This is a genomic window from Streptomyces sp. NBC_00353 (assembly GCF_036108815.1).
GTDB lineage: Bacteria > Actinomycetota > Actinomycetes > Streptomycetales > Streptomycetaceae > Streptomyces.
In genome coordinates, this window is record NZ_CP107985.1 from 3605573 (window position 1) to 3623237 (window position 17665).

Consider the following 17665-nt stretch of genomic DNA (forward strand, 5'->3'; position numbering starts at 1 on the left):
GTCAGTCGTCCCCCAGGGTATCCGGACGCCGGGAAACGCAAAGCCCTCGCCCGCATACTCGTGACGGACGAGGGCCTCTTCACGTGATCGCGGAAGCTCAGCTCAGGGCCCGCTGCACCTCTCCGGCCAGCTCGGCGGCCCGTACATCGGCCAACGGCTCGCCGTCCGCCCCTGTGACATAGAACGCGTCCACCGCGTTCGCCCCCAGCGTCGACACATGCGCGCTGCGCACCCGTACCGCGCTCTGCTCCAGCGCCCGGCCGATCCGGTGCAGCAGCCCCGGAGCGTCCTGGGCCCTCACCTCGATCACCGTCGCCAGCCGGGAACCGGCCGGTGCGACCGTCACCCGGGGCGGCGGGGCCTTCACCCCGCGGCGCCGCGGATAGGCGGCTTCGCGTTCGGCGAGGCGGGCCTGGATGTCGAGGGAGCCGTCCAGGGCGCGTACGAGATCGGCGCGGAGCCGGGTGGCCTGTGGCAGGGAGCCGTATTCGGCCGCCACCCGCCAGCTGAGCAGCAGGACGTCGACGCACTCGCCGAGCTCGGTGGGGAGCTCGACGGCCCGCAGGTCGGCGGCGCGGACGGTGAGGCGGTGCAGGGCGAGTACTCCGGCGGCGGCGGGCAGGACACCGGGGCGGTCGGGGACGGCGATGAGGAGTTCGACACCGACGGGTTCCGGTTCGCCGTCCCCGTTCGCGGGTTCGGCCTGGGCGTGCAGGGCGAGGACGGGTTCGCCGGTGCGCAGTGCCTCGATGGCGAGGCGTTCCTGCTCGGCGCTGGGTTCGGCCGGTTCGGGTTCGTCCGGGGCCTCGCCCGCGAGGACGGCGGCGACGCGCTTGACCAGGTCGGTCACGAGGGAGGCGCGCCAGGTGGACCAGGCGGCGGGCCCGGTGGCCAGCGCGTCGGCCTCGGTGAGGGCGTGCAGGAGTTCCAGCGTGGACGTGGTCCCGACGGCGGTGGCGACGGACCGGACGGTCGCCGGGTCGTCGAGGTCGCGGCGGGTGGCGGTCTCGACGAGCAGCAGATGGTGACGTACGAGGGTGGCGATGACGCCCACGTCGTGCTGGTCGAAGCCGATCCGGGCGGCGACGTCGCGGGCGATGACTTCTCCGGCGACGGAGTGGTCGCCGGGCCAGCCCTTGCCGATGTCGTGCAGCAGGGCGGCGACGAGGAGGAGGTCGGGGCGGCCGACGCGGCGGGTGAGGGAGGAGGCCCGGACGGCTGCCTCGACGAGGTGGCGGTCGACGGTCCAGGTGTGCACGGGGTTGCGCTGGGGCCGGCAGTGGACGCGTTCCCAGTCGGGCAGCAGCCGGGTGATCAGCCCTTCGGCTTCGAGGGCTTCCCAGACGGGCACGGTGGCCTCGCCCGCGCCGAGCAGGGTGACGAGTTCCTCACGGGCCTCGGCGGGCCAGGGCACGGGCAGTGGGCGCGCGGCGGTGGCGAGGTGGCGTACGACATGCCGGGAGATCGGCAGTTCGGACTGGGCGGCCGCGGCGGCCGCGCGCAGCACGAGCACCGGGTCGCGTTCGGGGCGGGCGGTGCGGGCGAGGACGACTTCGCCGTCGGCCTCGACGACGCCGTCGGCGAGCGGGGTGCGCTCCGGGGAGGCCGCCTTGCCACCGCCCAGCATGGCGCGCAGCCGGGGGCGCACGGACCGGGCGCGGAGCACGCGGTTGACCTCGCGCCAGGTGACGTCGGTGGCGTACGAGACGGTGCGCGCGGCCTCGTACACCTGGCGCAGCAGTGCGTCGGCGTCGAGGAGGCCGAGCGCGGTGGCGACCTGGTCCTGTTCCTGGAGGGCGAGGCGGTCGGTGGCACGGCCGGTGGTCAGGTGCAGGGCGTCGCGGGCGTCGAGGAGTACGCGGCGGGCCTCGGCGAGGCCTTCGCGGGGCGCGTCGGCGACCCAGGAGGCGGCGACGGCGCGCAGGGCGGTGGCGTCGCGCAGTCCGCCGCGGGCCTCCTTGAGGTCGGGTTCGAGGAGGAACTGGAGCTCGCCCTGGCGTTCGGCCCGTTCGCGGCAGAGTTCGTCGAGGGCCGGGAGGCGTTTGGGGGCGAGGTTGCGCCAGTCGGCGAGGATCGTGGTGCGCATCGCGGCGACCAGGCCGAGGTCTCCGGCGACGGGCCGGGCGTCGAGCAGTCCGAGCTGCACCTTGAGGTCCTCGCCCGCCGTCTTCCTGGCTTCGGCGGGGGTCCGTACGGAGTGGTCGAGCGCGAGGCCGAGGTCCCAGACGGGGTACCAGATGCGGTCGGCGAGGGAGGCGATGGCGCCCGCGTCGGCGTTGCCGTCGTGCAGCAGCAGGAGGTCGAGGTCGCTGCGCGGGGAGAGTTCGCCGCGGCCGTAGCCGCCGACGGCGACCAGGGCTGCGCCGCGGACGCCGGTCGCCTCTGCGGCGGTGGCGAACAGGGCGGTCAGCCAGTCGTCGGTGAGGGAGGCGAGGGCCGCACGGCGCGGCGGCCCGGACTGCGCCTTCTCCTGGAGGAGGCGCAGTCGGGCCGCCGCGTAGCCGCTGGGTCCCGAGTCTTCGGAATCGGTGGTCACTTCAGTGCTCGTCACCCAGCTGCCTTTCAGTTTGCGAGACCGTCGGTCAGAGTGCGTCCGGGCCGCGTTCACCCGTGCGGACCCGTACGGCTGTCTCGACGGGGACGCTCCAGACCTTGCCGTCTCCGATCTTGCCGGTTCGGGCGGCCTTCACCACGACATCGACGAGCTGTTCGGCGTCCTCGTCCTCGACCAGTACCTCGATACGGATCTTGGGGACGAGGTCGACGGTGTACTCGGCGCCCCGGTAGACCTCGGTGTGGCCGCGCTGGCGACCGTATCCGCTGGCCTCCGTGACCGTGAGGCCCTGGACGCCGAAGGCCTGCAGGGCCTCCTTGATCTCGTCGAGCCGGTGCGGCTTCACGACCGCCGTGATGAGCTTCATGCGTCCACCTTCTTGGTCTGCGCTGCTGCCGTCGAGTCCGATACCGGTGCGGAGCCCGTGGTGCGCGGGGCCGCACCGCCGCCGGCGCCGCTGAAGTCGTACGCGGTCTCGGCGTGTTCGACCTGGTCGATGCCGGAGATCTCGTCGTCCTCGTCGACCCGCATGCCGATCGTCTTGTCGAGGAGGAAGGCGAGGACCGCGGAGACGACCAGAGAGTACGCGAGGACCGCGAAGACACCGACGGCCTGCTTGCCGAGCTGGTCGAGACCGCCGCCGTAGAAGAGGCCCTTGGCGTCGGACTGGACGCCGCCGGTGGCGAAGAAGCCGATGAGCAGGGAGCCCGCGACACCGCCGACGAGGTGGACGCCGACGACATCGAGGGAGTCGTCGTAGCCGAACTTGTACTTGAGGCCGACCGCCATGGCGCAGAGCACACCGGCGATGGCACCGACGGCGATGGCGCCGAGCGGGCTGATCGCGCCGCCGGACGGGGTGATGGCGACGAGGCCCGCGACCGCGCCGGAGGCGGCGCCGAGGGTGGTGAAGGAGCCGTGGCGGAGCTTCTCGTATCCGAGCCACGCGAGCATCGCGGCGGCGGTGGCGACCTGCGTGTTGACGAACATCACCGCGCCGACGCCGTCGTCGTTGCCGAGCCACGAGCCGGCGTTGAAGCCGAACCAGCCGAACCACAGGAGACCGGCGCCGAGCATGACGAGCGGCAGGCTGTGCGGCCGCATCGGGTCCTTCTTGAAGCCGACCCGCTTGCCGATGACGAGGATCACGCCGAGGGCTGCCGCACCGGCGTTGATGTGGACGGCCGTACCACCGGCGAAGTCGATGACACCGAGCTCGAAGAGCCAGCCGCCGGCGCCCCAGACCCAGTGCGCGACCGGGAAGTAGACGACGGTCACCCACAGGGTGACGAACAGCGCCCAGGAGGTGAACTTGACCCGGTCGGCGAGGGCACCGCTGATCAGGGCCGGAGTGATGATCGCGAACATCAGCTGGAAGACGGCGAAGACATAGACCGGGATCGTGTAGCCGTCCCAGAGCTGGGTGATACCGATCCCGCTGAGGCCTGCGAAGTCCGAGCTCCAGCCGATGAACGAGCCGATGTCGGTGCCGAAGGCGAGACTGAATCCGTACAGCACCCACAGGATCGTGACGATCCCGAGGCTGATGAAGCTCATCATCAGCATGTTGAGGGTGCTCTTGACGCGGACCATGCCTCCGTAGAAGAAGGCCAGACCCGGAGTCATGATCATCACCAGGGCCGAGCAGATGAGCATGAACCCGGTGTTGGCGGCAGACAGCGTCGGGGCGTCTGCGGCTAGCGTCGTGATGCCTGGGGGCATCGGCGTCTCCTCGTCGTCGGTGCGGCCGCGTGCGGGCAAAACCTGCGGGACCACTTGCGGGACCACTGTGGAAAAGGTGCGGGCCGGTTATGCGCCATGAGGTTCGCCCAGCGCGGTTTCCGCCGATGCCGCACGATGTTTCGCCGCAGTGACGAAGAGGTGTGTCGTGTTACGTCCCCATGAATCGTGAGTGGCGTATCCGGGGCCGGGCCTACCCTGCGGCCGGGGCCGCATACGGTGCGGTTACGACTCTGGAGTACGGGAACGGGAACGCGAACCGGCCACGCCGATCACCCACTGACCTGGCAAGGGGGAGCCGAAATCGGTCTGTGCGGGGTGCTCGTCGTGGCCGGAGTGCTGGGTGCCCGGGTCAGATCGCCTCAGCGGTCTCGGGCAGCTGCTCGGTGAGCAGATCGGTGAGCCTGGCGACCTCGGGAATGTCTCCGAAGTCCCTGGCAGCGGTGTCGACGGTCTTGCGCAGCCGGGTGTTGACGCGCTCGGAGCGGACCTTCTTGGCGACCCGCAAGGCCTTTTCGGCCAGCAGGGTGGACTGTTCGGGTTCGCGCTTGAGGAGGTGCACCGTGGCGAGGCCGACCAGGTTAAGTGCGTACGACCGCTGGTGCTCGTCGTCCTCGCCGAAGAGCTCGACGGCCTTCTCCATGATCGGCTCGGCGAGCGAGGCGTACGTGGGGCTGCGGCCGGCGACATAAGCCAGGTCACGGTACGAGTGGGAATTCTCGCCGTTGAGTTCGGCCTCGGAGAAGAAGCGGATCCAGTCGGGCTCGGGCTCGCCGTCGATCCCGGCGTCGAGGAAGGTGTCCTCGGCCATCCGGACGGCTCGCTTGCACTTGCTGGGCTGGCCCATGTTGGCGTAGGCGCGGGCCTCCATCGCATACAGCATGGCCTGGGTGCGCGGGGTGGCGCAGTCCCGGCTGCCGTACTGGGCCAGATGGATGAGTTCGAGGGCGTCGTCGGGCCGTCCCAGGTGGATCATCTGGCGGCTCATGCTGGACAGGACGTAACTGCCCAGCGGTTTGTCGCCGGCCTCCTTGGCGGCGTGCAGCGCGAGGACGAAATACTTCTGGGCGGTGGGCTGGAGGCCGACGTCATAGCTCATCCAGCCCGCCAGTTCGGCGAGTTCGGCCGCGCACCGGAAGAGCCGCTTGGCGGTGGCCGCGGGCTGTGGTTCCTGCAACAGGTCGGTGACCTCGTGGAGCTGGCCCACGACGGCCTTGCGTCGCAGGCCACCGCCGCACTGGGCGTCCCACTGGCGGAACATCACAGTGGTGGACTCCAGCAGGTCGAGTTCGGGGCTCGAGAGGCGGGAGGGGCGCCGGTCCGCCGCGGACGGCTCCGGATCCGCCGGGGCCGCGGCGGCGACCGGCACCAGCCACCGCTGCATGGGCTCGATGAGAGCCGGGCCCGCGGCGAGGGCGAGCGAGGTGCCGAGGAAGCCGCGGCGGGCGAGCATCAGGTCGCTGCGGGAGAACTCGCTGAGCAGCGCGACGGTCTGCGGGCCCGCCCAGGGCAGGTCGACACCGGCCACCGACGGTGACTGATGGGCGGAGCGCAGCCCGAGGTCCTCGACGGCGACGACGGTGCCGAAGCGCTCCGAGAAGAGCTCGGAGAGGATGCGCGGAATCGGCTCACGCGGCTGTTCACCGTCGAGCCAGCGCCGGACCCGGGAGGTGTCCGTGCTGATGTGGTGGGCGCCCATCTGGCGCGCCCTGCGGTTCACCTGCCGTGCCAGCTCGCCCTTCGACCAGCCGCTGCGCACGAACCATGATCCCAATTGCCCGTTGGGGCGCTTACCGGCATTCGAATCGCCTGCGCCGCTGCCACTCACTGGAACGCCCCCATCCCGCTGAATACGTGTCGCGCGAACCACTATCAGAATGCCGTGGGCCGAAGCCGTCCGTACGGCAGTTGCGCACCATCGAACAGGAAATCGATTTGCCTCCGGCATACCCATCGGCGCACATACTTCCATGGTTCGTGTACCGACGGTAATCCTACGATCACCCGCTCGGCGACCGTGATTACAGAAACGCCACCATTCGCCACCCCATCGAATGAACGCGTTCACCGTCGGGCGCGATTCACTTGACAGACGGCGATCAGTGGCAGACGCAGTGACGCGCACAGGGGCGCGCGGACCGTGTCGCACCACCTGGGGTTCGTGCGTGCGCCGCTCGGTCGACCGGGCGACGGAATGTAACGACCGCACTCCGCGTCGTAACCACCGGCGAGCCGGACCCGTTGGAGGGGGCATGGGCTTCACGATCGGCGGCATCCGTGAGATGCGATCCGGCTCACGGCGGCGAGGCCGTACGGCCGAGTGCACCGCGGTGGCCGAATACACAGGGCTGTGGGGCTGGGCCGTCGCGCCGGGAGCCCGGGCCGCGGCCGGCCGCTGCTCGTGCGGCGACAACGGCTGCGCCTCCCCCGGCGCGCATCCGCTGGACTTCGCCGACGAGGTGCCGGCCGGCGCCACGCTGGACATGGCGGCGAGCGCGTGGGCGGAGGTGCCGGGCGCTTCGATGCTGCTGCCGGTGGGGCGCACGTTCGACGTCCTCGATGTCGCCGAACCGGCCGGGCGCCGGGCGCTGGTGCGGCTGGAGCGGATGGGGCTGCCGCTCGGCCCGGTGGCGGTGACACCGTCCGGACGGGCCCAGTTCTTCGTCGCGCCGGGCGCCGCCGCCGAACTTCCGCAGCTGCTGTACCGGATGGGCTGGGACGACGCGGATCTGGATCTGCGGGCGCTGGGTCCCGGCTGCCACATCACCGCTCCGCCGTCCGACGAGGGCGGCCTCGGCCCGGTCCGCTGGCTGCGTCCGCCGGTGCTGGACACGTCGGGCAGGCCGCCGCAGGCGCGGCTGCTGCTGGGCACGCTGGCGTACATCTGCCATCGCTCCAGGGGCGTGAAACCCAATTGCCGGACGGGCTCGAAAGCGAGCCCGTCCGGCAATTGAGGACGAAACGGCGACCGGGCGGACCCGGCGGCGGCGTCAGTCGCCGATCAGCGCGTCGACGAACGCCTCCGGCTCGAACGGAGCCAGATCGTCCGGACCCTCGCCCAGACCCACCAGCTTCACCGGTACGCCCAGCTCGCGCTGGACGGCGATGACGATGCCGCCCTTGGCGGTGCCGTCCAACTTGGTGAGGACGATGCCGGTGATGTCGACGACCTCGGCGAACACCCGGGCCTGAACCAGGCCGTTCTGCCCGGTCGTGGCGTCGAGGACGAGCAGGATCTCGTCGAGCGGGCCGTGCTTCTCGACGACACGCTTGACCTTGCCGAGCTCGTCCATGAGCCCGGTCTTGGTGTGCAGCCGGCCGGCGGTGTCGATGAGCACGACGTCGGCGCCCTCGGCAATGCCTTCCTTCACCGCGTCGAAGGCGATCGACGCCGGGTCGCCGCCCTCGGGTCCGCGGACGGTGCGGGCACCGACGCGCTCGCCCCAGGTCTGCAGCTGGTCGGCGGCGGCGGCACGGAACGTGTCGGCGGCGCCGAGCACGACACTGCGGCCGTCGGCGACGAGGACCCGGGCCAGCTTGCCCGTGGTGGTGGTCTTGCCGGTGCCGTTGACACCGACGACCATCACGACGCCGGGGGTGTCGACACCGCTCTCCGTCTTGACCGCACGGTCGAAGTCGGTGCCGAGCAGGGCGAGGAGCTCCTCGCGCAGCAGCGTGCGCAGCCCCTCGGGGGTACGGGTGCCGAGGACGCGGACGCGCTCGCGCAGCCGCTCCACCAGCTCCTGGGTGGGTGCGACGCCGACGTCGGCGGTCAGCAGGGTGTCCTCGATCTCCTCCCAGGTGTCCTCGTCCAGATTGTCGCGGGACAGGAGCGTGAGGAGCCCCTTGCCAAGGGTGCTCTGTGAACGGGCGAGCCGGGCACGCAGCCGTACGAGACGGCCCGCGGTGGGCTCGGGGATCTCGAGCGCGGGGGCAGCGGGTGCCTCCGGCTCGGCGACTGCCGGGGCTTCCGCGACGGGAGCCTGGGCGTCGGGGGGACCGGCCTCCTCGATGGTGCGGCGCGGTTCCTCGCGCGGTGTCTCGGCTTCCTCGCCGACATGGGGTTCGGCGGGAGGAGTGAGGGTCGGCGTGCTCGACGGTGCCGGGGGCAGCTGCCTCTTCTTACGGCCGCTGACCACGAGCCCGCTGACCAGGCCGACCACGACCAGGGCGGCGATGACTACAGCAAGGATGACGAATTCCATAACCCACCCAGTATCAGTCACGTCCGCGTCCACGGGCGGCACCGGAAGATCACCCCGGAATCCAACAGGGCGTTATGCACCCTTTGGCGGTAAAGGTACGATCCCGTTCGTGGAGACCCGCGGCCTGGAACCCGTCCCCGACAGCGAGCGCACCGGTCGGGTCCGCACCCTCTTCCCCACCTGGGCCGCCGCCAATATGACCGTCCTGCTGCTCACCGTGGGCGCGGGGCTCGTCGTCTTCAGCGGCCTGAACTTCTGGCAGGTGCTGATCGTCGCCGCCACGGCACCGGTCGTCAGTTACGGACTGGTCGGCCTGGTCTCGGTCGCCGGGCAGCGGGGCGGCGCGCCAGGCATGGCCCTCTCCCGGGCCGTCTTCGGGCAGCGCGGCAATCTGCTGCCCGGTGCGCTGATCTGGATCGCCCGCTGGGGCTGGGAGACCGTGAACGCGGTCACCGGCGCGTACGCCCTGCTGGCCGTGCTCGATCTGCTGTTCTCCGTCCGCTCCACCACAGGCCTGGTCACGGCGGTGCTGGTGGCCTTCGTGGCGAGCAGCTTTCTGGTGTCCGGGCTCGGGGCGGGCGCACTGCGGGAGTGCTGCACCTGGTCGGCGTATCTGTTCGGCGGGTTCAGCGTCCTCGTGCTGATCCATCTGGGGGTCGGGACCGACTGGCGGGCCGTCCTGGACAGACCGGCCGGACCGACGGCGCTGATGATCGCCGGGATCGGCACCCTGGCGGCCGGTGGCATCAGCTGGGTGCCGTCCGGCCCGGACTTCACCCGCTATCTGCCGCGCACCACTCCCGGCAGGGCGGTGGTCGGGGCGACCGTGGGCGGTGCGGTGCTCGTCTCGCTGCCCTTGGTGCTGATGGGTGCGGTGATGGCGGTGGCCACTCCGGGCCTGGCCACCAGCAGCGATCCGGTCTCTTTCATCGGCACGCTGCTGCCGGACTGGATCTCGGTGCCGTATCTGCTGATTGCCGTGGTGGGAATGGTGCTGATCAACGCGATGTCGATGTATTCGGCCGGTTTCACCGCGCAGACGCTGGGATTCACGATCCCGCGCACCTGGGCGGTCGGGGTGAATGCCACCATCAGTCTCCTACTCGGCGGATTGCTGATAATGGCGACGAGTGGCTTTATCGATCCGTTCGTCTCCTTTCTGACGTTGCTCGCGGTGACGTTCTCCGCCTGGATCGGCGTCTTCGGCGTGGATCTGCTGCGGGGGCGTACGTACGATGCGGCGGCGCTGCTGGACACCACTTCCGCCGGCGCCTACTGGTACACGGGCGGCTTCTCCGTGCCCGCCGTGGCCGCGTGGGGTTCGGGGCTGGTGGTCGGGCTGCTGCTGACCGCCGTGGAGTGGTTCACCGGCCCGCTCGCCACCACCTGGATCGGGCGCCACGGTCTGGGCTGGGCGGCCACCATCGCCGTCTCCGGCGCCCTGTACGCCCTGCTGCCGCGCCCGGCCGGGGCGCGGTGACGGCACGCCCCTACACTTCTGACGCCACGTCAGCTACTCTCCCGGCGCGCCAAGCCCGCCCGGCGAAAAGGGGACACCCGTCATGGCCTTCACAGTGGTCCGGTTCAATCTCGTCGATCCCGCCGCCACCCCCGAGTCCCTCTCGGCCCGCTACCGAGCGGCGCTGGAGATGGCCGCGTACGCCGACGGGCACGGCGTCGACACCGTGCAGACCGAGGAACACCACGGAGCCGCCGACTCCTGGCTGCCCTCCCCCTTCGTCTTCGCAGGATCGGTCTTCGGCGCCACGAACCGGATCGCGGTCACGGTCTCGGCGATCATCGGCCCGCTGCACGACCCGCTGCGGCTCGCGGAGGACATCGCGGTCCTCGATCTGCTGAGCGGGGGCCGGCTCGTGACGGTCGCAGGCATCGGATACCGGCCCGAGGAGTACGAACAGGCGGGCGTCGAGTGGGGCAGGCGCGGCCGACTCCAGGACGAGCTGCTGGAGACCCTGTTGCAGGCGTGGACCGGCGAACCGTTCCCGTACCGCGGCCGCACGGTCCAGGTCACTCCGCGCCCCTGTACCCAGCCGCACCCGCTGCTGCTGGTGGGGGGCAGCTCGCGGGCGGCGGCGCGGCGGGCGGCCCGGCTGGGGCTGCCGTTCTTCCCGAGCGCGCATCTGCCCGAACTGGAGGCGTACTACCACGAGCAGCGCGCGGTCCACGGCACGGAGGGGTTCTGCATGATGCCGGCGGCCGAGACGCCGTTGCTTCATGTCTCGGAGGATCCCGACCGGACCTGGGCCGAATACGGTCAGCACTTCCTGCACGAGGCACGGACGTACGCCTCCTGGCAGTCGAAGGACATCCGCTCGGCCGTACGTTCGGCGGCCACGACGGTGGCGCAGCTGCGGGACGAAGGGGTCTACCGGATCGTCACCCCGCAGCAGCTGACCGCACTGGAGGCGGACAGCCTGGTGCTGCATCCGCTGTGCGGTGGGATGCCGGTCGAGGAGGGATGGCGCAGCCTGCGGTTGTTCTGCGACGCACTCGCACGATGACGTAGGCGGATGCGCGCGTCCCCGGCTCGCGGGCGCGGGCCGGGGACGCGTGGTCGAGGAGAGGGGCAGCGGGGATTAGCCCATCTCCTCCAACGCCTTGCCCTTGGTCTCCTTCACGAACTTGAGCACGAAGGGGATCGAGAGCACGGCGAAGCATGTGTAGATGATGTAGGTGCCCGACAGGTTCCAGTCGGCCAGGCTCGGGAAGCTCGCGGTGATCGCCCAGTTGGCGATCCACTGGGCGGAGGCGGCGACACCGAGTGCGGCGGCGCGGATCCTGTTCGGGAACATCTCGCCGAGGAAGACCCAGACCACGACACCCCACGACAGGGCGAAGAAGAGCACGAAGACATGGGCCGCGATGAGGGCGACGACGCCCTGGGCGGTCGGGAGTTTGCCGTTGACCAGATCGGCGGAGAAGGCCCAGGCCTCGAAGGCCAGCGCGATCGCCATACCGGCGGAGCCGGCCAGCGCGAGCGGTTTGCGGCCGATACGGTCGACCAGGACCATCGCGATCACCGTACCGATGATGTTGACGATCGATGTGGTGAACGACCAGAAGAACGAGTCGGTCGGGTCGATACCGACGGACTGCCACAGCGTCGCCGAGTAGTAGAACGCCACGTTGATGCCGACGAGCTGCTGGAAGACCGAGAGGCCGATACCGACCCAGACGATCGGCAGGAAGCCGAAGCGGCTGCCGAGCAGGTCCTTGAAGGTGGACTTGTGCTCGCGGTGCATGGCTGTCTCGATCTCCAGGACGCGGGCGTCCAGGTCGACGGTCTTGCCCTCGACCTCACGGAGGATCTCCCGGGCCCGCTCCCTCTTGCCGACCGAGATCAGGAACCGCGGCGACTCGGGGATCGCGAACGACAGCAGTCCGTACAGCAGCGCGGGAACGACCATCACACCGAGCATCCACTGCCAGGCTTCCAGGCCGCCGATCGTGCCGCGCTGCTTGCCGTCGGCCATCTGCAGGATGCCGAAGTTCACCAGCTGCGAGATGGCGATGCCGATGACGATCGCAGCCTGCTGGAAGGAGCCGAGCCGGCCACGGTAGGCGGCCGGCGAGACCTCGGCGATGTAGGCCGGGCCGATGACCGAGGCCATACCGATGGCGAAGCCGCCGATGATCCGCCAGAAGGCAAGATCCCAGAGGGCGAACGGGAGCGCCGAGCCGACTGCGCTGACGGTGAACAGCACCGAGGCGATCCGCATGCACCGGATGCGGCCGATCCGGTCGGCGATACGGCCCGCCGTGGCGGCGCCGATGGCGCAGCCGATCAGAGCGATGGCGATGACCTGGGCAAGCGTTCCGGAGCCGATGTCGTAGCGGTCCCGGATCGCCTCGACGGCGCCGTTGATCACGGCGCTGTCGTAGCCGAAGAGGAAGCCACCCATCGCAGCGGCTGCCGTGATGAAGATGACGTGGCCGAGGTGTTCCGGATGGGCTGCTCGGGCTCCGGATCCCGGTGTCTGCGATGTGCTGGTCACATGAACTCCTGGTGCCTGGCCGCGTCGTCAGGCGTGGGGGGGCGAGTCGTCAGGCGTGGGGGTGAACTCTTCTCAAGTGGCACACAACTTTTCGTCCGCCACCACTTGAAGTTAAAAACGACGTTTCAGAGAGTATGTGTTCAAGTTTCGAAGTCAAAAATCACCCATGGCCCACTTCTACCCAGGACCACCCAAAAGGTGCGTTGAAGACTTGAAGAATATGTAAAGCTTCAGCGCAGCCGCTGGCTGATGACCTTGGAGACCCCGTCACCCTGCATCGACACGCCGTACAGCGCGTCGGCGACCTCCATCGTCCGCTTCTGATGCGTGATCACGATGAGCTGCGAGCTCTCCTGGAGCTCCTCCATGATCCGGATCAGCCGCTGCAGATTGGTGTCGTCGAGCGCGGCCTCGACCTCGTCCATCACATAGAACGGGCTCGGCCTCGCCTTGAAGATCGAGACCAGCAACGCGACGGCCGTCAGCGACCGCTCGCCGCCCGACAGCAGGGAGAGCCGCTTGACCTTCTTGCCCGGCGGGCGGGCCTCGACGTCGACACCGGTCGCCAGCATGTTGTCCGGATCGGTCAGGACGAGCCGGCCCTCGCCGCCCGGGAAGAGCCGTGAGAAAACGCCCTCGAACTCGCGGGCCGTGTCCCGGTATGCCTCCGTGAACACCTGCTCGACCCGCTCGTCGACCTCCTTGATCACCTGCATCAGATCGGCCCGGGTCTTCTTCAGGTCTTCGAGCTGCTCGGAGAGGAACTTGTGCCGCTCCTCCAACGCCGAGAACTCCTCGAGGGCGAGCGGATTCACCTTCCCGAGTTGCTGGTACGCCCGTTCGGCGGACTTCAGCCGCTTCTCCTGCTCAGCCCTGACGAACGGCTTCGGCTGGTTGCGCGGGTGCTCCGGGTCCTCCGGCAGCTCCTCGCCCTCCGCGGCCGGCGACGGCGGCACCAGCTGGTCGGGTCCGTACTCGCCGACCAGTCCGGCCGGCTCCACGCCCAGCTCCTCGAGGGCCTTCGCCTCCAGCTGCTCTATCCGCAGCCGCTTCTCGGCGCCCAGCACCTCGCCGCGGTGGACGGAGTCGGTCAGCTTGTCCAGCTCGCCCTTGAGCTCACGACCGTGGCCACGCTCGGCGGTCAGCTCCCGCTCGCGCTCCGCCTTCGCCGCCTCGGCCGCGACCCGCTCCTCCTCGGCCCGTACGACGGACACCTCGACGTGGGCGAGGAGCTGACGGGCGCCGGACGCGACGGCTGAGGCGACCGCGGCCTCGTGGCGCAACCGGGTGCGGCGCTGCTCGGCGCGGGCGCGGGCCTCGCGTTCGGCACGGGCGCCGCGGTCGAGGGAGTCGGCGCGGCCGGCGAGCCCCTTGACGCGTTCCTCGTGGGTACGCACCTGGAGGCGGGCCTCCATCTCGGTCTGGCGGGCATTGGCCCCGTCGGCGGCGAGCCGGTCGCGCACGGAATGGTCGGGCTCCTCCTCGACCGGCATCTCCTCGGCCACGAGCAGCCGCTCGGCCAGCTCCTCGGCCTCCTCGGTCGCCCGCTCCAGGGCGTCCTGGGCGCGGGCGGCGGAGGCGGCCGATCGCTCGGCCTCACCCGCGGCGCCGCGCGCCTGCCCGGCAAGCCGCCCGAGCTGCTGGGCCACCCCGGACTTCTCCCGCTCGGCGGCCCTGCGCCGCTCCGCCAGCTCCTCCACAAGTTCGGCGCAGGCGCTGCGCCGCTCCCCCGCGAGCCGCTGGGCCTCGGCCAACTCGGCGCACCGAACGGCAAGTTCCGCCAGCTCGGCAGCGGCCTCGTCGACGGACGCCTGCACCTCGAGAAGACTGGGCGCGCCGGCGGACCCGCCGTGCGCGAAGTGGGCCCCCAGAACATCTCCTTCGCCGGTCACGGCGGTCAGCTCGGGATGCGCGGCAACGAGATCCTCGGCGTCCTCCAGCGTGGGGACGACCACCATGCCCCGCACGAGCCCGCGCACGGCGCCCATCAGCTCGGCGGGCCCCTGAACAAGATCGGCCACGGCCGGCGGGGCGTCCGGGCCCGCCGCACGAGGCACCGGGCCGGACGCCCCGGCGAGCCCGGCGACACCGTGGGCCGGGGCGCCCTGACCCGGTACCTGCCCCACACCCGCCGCGCCACCCAGCAGCAACGCCGCCCGCCCCGCGTCCTGCTTGCGCAACAGGCGGATCGCGTTCGCTGCCGTGGCCGGATCCGTCACGGCCACCGCATCCGCCGCAGCGCCCAGTGCCGCCGCCACCGCCACCTCGTGGCCCGGGGCCACCGTCAGGAGTTCCGCGGCCGGGCCGAGCAGACCCGACAGGCTGTCCTTCGAGGCGAGCAGCACCCCCGTGCCGTCCTTGCGGCGCAGGCCCAGGGCCAGTGCCTCGTGGCGGGCCGCTACCGCCGCCCGCTTGCGCTCCGCACCGGTGGCGGCCTCCCGGGCGGCCGAGAGGGCCGCCTCCGCCTCCGCCAGCTCCCGTCTGGCGGCATCGTGGCGCTCGCCCAGCTCCGCGTCGCCCGCGTCCAGACCCTCCACCTCGGCCTTGAGCTGCTCGTACTCCTCCTGCGCTGCGGCCGCCCGCTCCTGCGCCTCGTCGCGCGAGGCGGCCAGCCGGTCGATCTCCGCCTGCGCCGAACCGGCCCGGCTTCGGGCCGCATTGACCTGTCCGGTCAGCCGCGCCAGCCCTTCGCGCCGGTCCGCGATGGCTCGGGCCGCGTCCTTGAGCCTGCGTTCTTCGGCGGCCAACTCCCTTTCCAGTTCGGCCCGGTGGGCGGCGGTGTCCTCCAGCGCGTGTTCCGCCGCCTCCAGCGCGGCTTCCAGCTCCGCCTCCTGCTCACGGATCCGGGCGGCCTCGCGCTCCATGTCCTCCGGGTCGCGACCGCGCCGCTCCTCCTCCGGTGCGGCGGTGGCGCTCTTCACCCGGGCGTCGGCGAGCGAGATCGTGCCGCGTACCCGTTCGGCCAGCTGCGAGAGCTCGTACCAGGTCTGCTGGGCGCGCTGCAGCCGCGGCGCCAGCCGCCGTACCTCGTCCTCCAGCTCCGCCTCACGTGCCAGAGCCGCTTTGAGCTCTGCCTCAGCCGCTTCCCGTCGCTGCTTCAGGGCAGCTTCGTCGGCGATCTCGCTGCGCAGCGCGTTGCGCAGCCGCATCAGGTCGTCGGCGAGCAGCCGCAGGCGGGCGTCGCGCAGATCGGCCTGGATGACGGCGGCCCGCCGGGCCACGGCCGCCTGCCGGCCCAACGGTTTCAGCTGCCGCCGCAGTTCGTCCGTCAGATCCTGGACGCGGGCCAGGTTGGCCCCCATCGCGTCCAGTTTCCGCAGCGCCTTCTCCTTCCGCTTGCGGTGCTTCAGCACGCCTGCGGCTTCCTCGATGAACGCGCGCCGCCCCATCGGATCGGCATGGAGTACGGAGTCCAGCTGGCCCTGCCCCACGATGACGTGCATCTCCCGGCCGATACCGGAGTCCGAGAGCAGTTCCTGGATGTCGAGGAGCCGGCAGGTGTCGCCGTTGATCTGGTATTCGCTGCCGCCGTTGCGGAACATGATCCGAGTGATCGTCACTTCGGCGTATTCGATGGGCAGCGCACCATCCGCGTTGTCGATGGTCAGCGATACTTCGGCGCGTCCGAGCGGCGGCCGCCCGGTGGTGCCGGCGAAGATCACGTCTTCCATCTTGCCGCCGCGCAGGGATTTGGCTCCCTGCTCACCCATGACCCAGGAGAGCGCATCCACCACATTGGACTTGCCGGAACCGTTGGGACCGACGACACACGTGATCCCCGGTTCGAACCGCAGGGTCGTGGCGGAGGCGAACGATTTGAAACCACGCAGGGTCAGGGCCTTGAGATGCACGCCGCCGGACTCTACCTTTCGCTCTCGGTTTCGCTGATGAAGGTGCAGGGCACATCAGACGGTAAGGGAAGGGGTGTACGTCCGGGGGCGGTCCGGCGCAGGTCCGCGAGATAAAGAAAGAAGGGACGCCGAGGCGCCCCTTTAAATCTTGCTGCTGTGCTGCGTGACGGATCAAGAACGCGGCGGATCAATAGCGCGACAGATCAGATCGATGATCTTCAGTGATCCGGTGACGATCCGGTGATGAACTCAGACGGCTGACGCAAGCAGCCCGACCGGCCCCTGTGGGCCTTCGGTCAGGTCAGCGCCGGCTCCGCCTGGGGTACGTCAATGTCGATGCTGTCGAGCAGCGACTCTTGGTGCTGGGCGGCGGCGTTGAGCGCGTCGTTCTCGTCCTGAATCCGTACGAGCTCGGATTCAAGATCCTGGACGCGCTGCTGGAGCCGTCGCATCTCGGCGAGGAGTCGCGGGTCGGAACCGCCGACGTAACCGAGAAGCGCCTTTGCCATGATGGATGGTCCTCCACACTGAGTGACCGACCGATGCGGTGTGGGTCGTGAGGGAATCGCACCCGCGGTGCTCGGCAGCGCTCTGTCATCACTGCGGTTCTGCTGCCAACCAGCTCTGCCAAACAGCTAAGGTGCGCGGGGTTTTCAGCGTCTCACCAAAAAGTTTGACGGTCAACACGATCACACCCCGTAAAGGCGGGCGTCCCCGGGGCGCGCGGCTTGACGATCATGCGGCGCGACTCTCCTGCGGGTCCCTGAAGGGCGTGGAGATCATCCTTACTGCCGCAGCCTGGCATGCCGGCCGATTCTTGGCAACCACCCGGTCCTTCCGCAGGTCATTTCATGTGTACGCGGATCAGCGGCGCACACCGTCACGCCGCGCCGCCCGTCGAACACGGTCCGAACACGGCCCCGAATTCGGTCGGCATTCGGATCACGGTCAGCGGATGGCGAACCCCTCGTAACCACCGCGCGGGGTGTCCCAGATCTCAGTGACTCCGTCCACGCGGCCGGGTGTGTCGTCGGACTGCAGCCACTCCAGCAGACGGTGGCAATTCTCACGTTGCCCTTCGGCGACAACCTGCACCCGACCGTCGTCGAGATTCAGGGCGAATCCGGTGAGCCCGCCGATCTCCAAAGCATTTGCCCTGGTGAACCAGCGGAACCCTACTTGCTGTACTCGGCCGCGCACCCAAGCAGTGAGCCGCACATCTTCGTCCATGCCGGAACGCTAACCGGCCAATTGCTCAACGAGCACTTCGGCCCCATAGGCCATGGCGTACAGTCCGGT

At 70.1% G+C, this 17665-nt stretch carries 12 protein-coding genes; 3 read left to right on the top strand and 9 right to left on the bottom strand.

Features of this window, described 5'->3' with window-relative positions; genetic code table 11:
• Positions 1-97: 97 nt before the first annotated feature.
• From OHA88_RS16355 to nsdA, 4 genes are all read right to left on the bottom strand, one after another.
• Positions 98-2551, bottom strand: coding sequence for a [protein-PII] uridylyltransferase (locus OHA88_RS16355; RefSeq protein ID WP_328626086.1), 2454 nt, complete (start codon positions 2549-2551; stop codon positions 98-100).
• A 31-nt stretch (positions 2552-2582) separates the two neighbouring features.
• Positions 2583-2921 (bottom strand): P-II family nitrogen regulator, encoded by a 339-nt coding sequence (locus OHA88_RS16360; RefSeq protein WP_150487428.1) that lies wholly within the window; start codon positions 2919-2921, stop codon positions 2583-2585.
• Positions 2918-4276 (bottom strand): ammonium transporter, encoded by a 1359-nt coding sequence (locus OHA88_RS16365; protein WP_326605971.1) that lies wholly within the window; start codon positions 4274-4276, stop codon positions 2918-2920. Before OHA88_RS16365 ends, OHA88_RS16360 begins: the two co-directional genes overlap by 4 nt.
• 370 nt (positions 4277-4646) lie before the next feature.
• On the bottom strand, positions 4647-6122 hold the full coding sequence (gene nsdA / locus OHA88_RS16370) for a transcriptional repressor NsdA (RefSeq protein WP_093778632.1): 1476 nt from the start codon (positions 6120-6122) through the stop codon (positions 4647-4649).
• A gap of 424 nt (positions 6123-6546) precedes the next feature.
• On the opposite strand from nsdA, the gene OHA88_RS16375 reads away from it, so the two are divergent.
• Positions 6547-7248: a bifunctional DNA primase/polymerase gene (locus OHA88_RS16375; protein WP_326626931.1), complete on the top strand. Its 702-nt coding sequence runs from the start codon at positions 6547-6549 to the stop codon at positions 7246-7248.
• A gap of 36 nt (positions 7249-7284) precedes the next feature.
• On the opposite strand, the gene ftsY is transcribed toward OHA88_RS16375, so the two are convergent.
• On the bottom strand, positions 7285-8499 hold the full coding sequence (gene ftsY, locus OHA88_RS16380) for a signal recognition particle-docking protein FtsY (RefSeq protein WP_328626087.1): 1215 nt from the start codon (positions 8497-8499) through the stop codon (positions 7285-7287).
• 109 nt (positions 8500-8608) lie between these two features.
• On the opposite strand from ftsY, the gene OHA88_RS16385 reads away from it, so the two are divergent.
• Both OHA88_RS16385 and OHA88_RS16390 read left to right on the top strand, forming a co-directional pair.
• Positions 8609-9979, top strand: coding sequence for a purine-cytosine permease family protein (locus tag OHA88_RS16385; protein ID WP_328626088.1), 1371 nt, complete (start codon positions 8609-8611; stop codon positions 9977-9979).
• Between the two features lie 82 nt (positions 9980-10061).
• On the top strand, positions 10062-11021 hold the full coding sequence (locus tag OHA88_RS16390) for an LLM class flavin-dependent oxidoreductase (RefSeq protein ID WP_328626089.1): 960 nt from the start codon (positions 10062-10064) through the stop codon (positions 11019-11021).
• Between the two features lie 75 nt (positions 11022-11096).
• Here OHA88_RS16390 and OHA88_RS16395 read toward each other — a convergent pair whose 3' ends face one another.
• The 4 genes from OHA88_RS16395 to OHA88_RS16410 all read right to left on the bottom strand — a co-directional run bounded on the left by OHA88_RS16395 (position 11097) and on the right by OHA88_RS16410 (position 17596).
• Positions 11097-12515 carry a sugar porter family MFS transporter gene (locus OHA88_RS16395; RefSeq protein ID WP_328626090.1) on the bottom strand — a complete coding sequence of 473 codons (1419 nt, stop codon included), beginning with the start codon at positions 12513-12515 and terminating at the stop codon, positions 11097-11099.
• A gap of 230 nt (positions 12516-12745) precedes the next feature.
• Complete coding sequence (smc, locus tag OHA88_RS16400; protein ID WP_328626091.1) at positions 12746-16366, bottom strand: chromosome segregation protein SMC; 3621 nt, start codon at positions 16364-16366, stop codon at positions 12746-12748.
• A 296-nt stretch (positions 16367-16662) separates the two neighbouring features.
• The gene (locus OHA88_RS16405) at positions 16663-16875 is read right to left on the bottom strand and encodes a hypothetical protein (protein WP_018551753.1); all 213 of its coding nucleotides are present in this window, start codon (positions 16873-16875) and stop codon (positions 16663-16665) included.
• A 439-nt stretch (positions 16876-17314) separates the two neighbouring features.
• Positions 17315-17596, bottom strand: a complete 282-nt coding sequence (locus tag OHA88_RS16410; protein ID WP_326605963.1) for an acylphosphatase — start codon at positions 17594-17596, stop codon at positions 17315-17317.
• Between the last annotated feature and the right edge of the window lie 69 nt (positions 17597-17665).

Coding starts and splice junctions, on each gene's coding strand:
- OHA88_RS16375 (WP_326626931.1), top strand. CDS start 6,547: ATGGGCTTCACGATCGGCGGCATCCGTGAGATGCGATCCGGCTCACGG.
- OHA88_RS16410 (WP_326605963.1), bottom strand. CDS start 17,596: ATGGACGAAGATGTGCGGCTCACTGCTTGGGTGCGCGGCCGAGTACAG.
- OHA88_RS16390 (WP_328626089.1), top strand. CDS start 10,062: ATGGCCTTCACAGTGGTCCGGTTCAATCTCGTCGATCCCGCCGCCACC.
- OHA88_RS16365 (WP_326605971.1), bottom strand. CDS start 4,276: ATGCCCCCAGGCATCACGACGCTAGCCGCAGACGCCCCGACGCTGTCT.
- OHA88_RS16405 (WP_018551753.1), bottom strand. CDS start 16,875: ATGGCAAAGGCGCTTCTCGGTTACGTCGGCGGTTCCGACCCGCGACTC.
- OHA88_RS16360 (WP_150487428.1), bottom strand. CDS start 2,921: ATGAAGCTCATCACGGCGGTCGTGAAGCCGCACCGGCTCGACGAGATC.
- ftsY (WP_328626087.1), bottom strand. CDS start 8,499: ATGGAATTCGTCATCCTTGCTGTAGTCATCGCCGCCCTGGTCGTGGTC.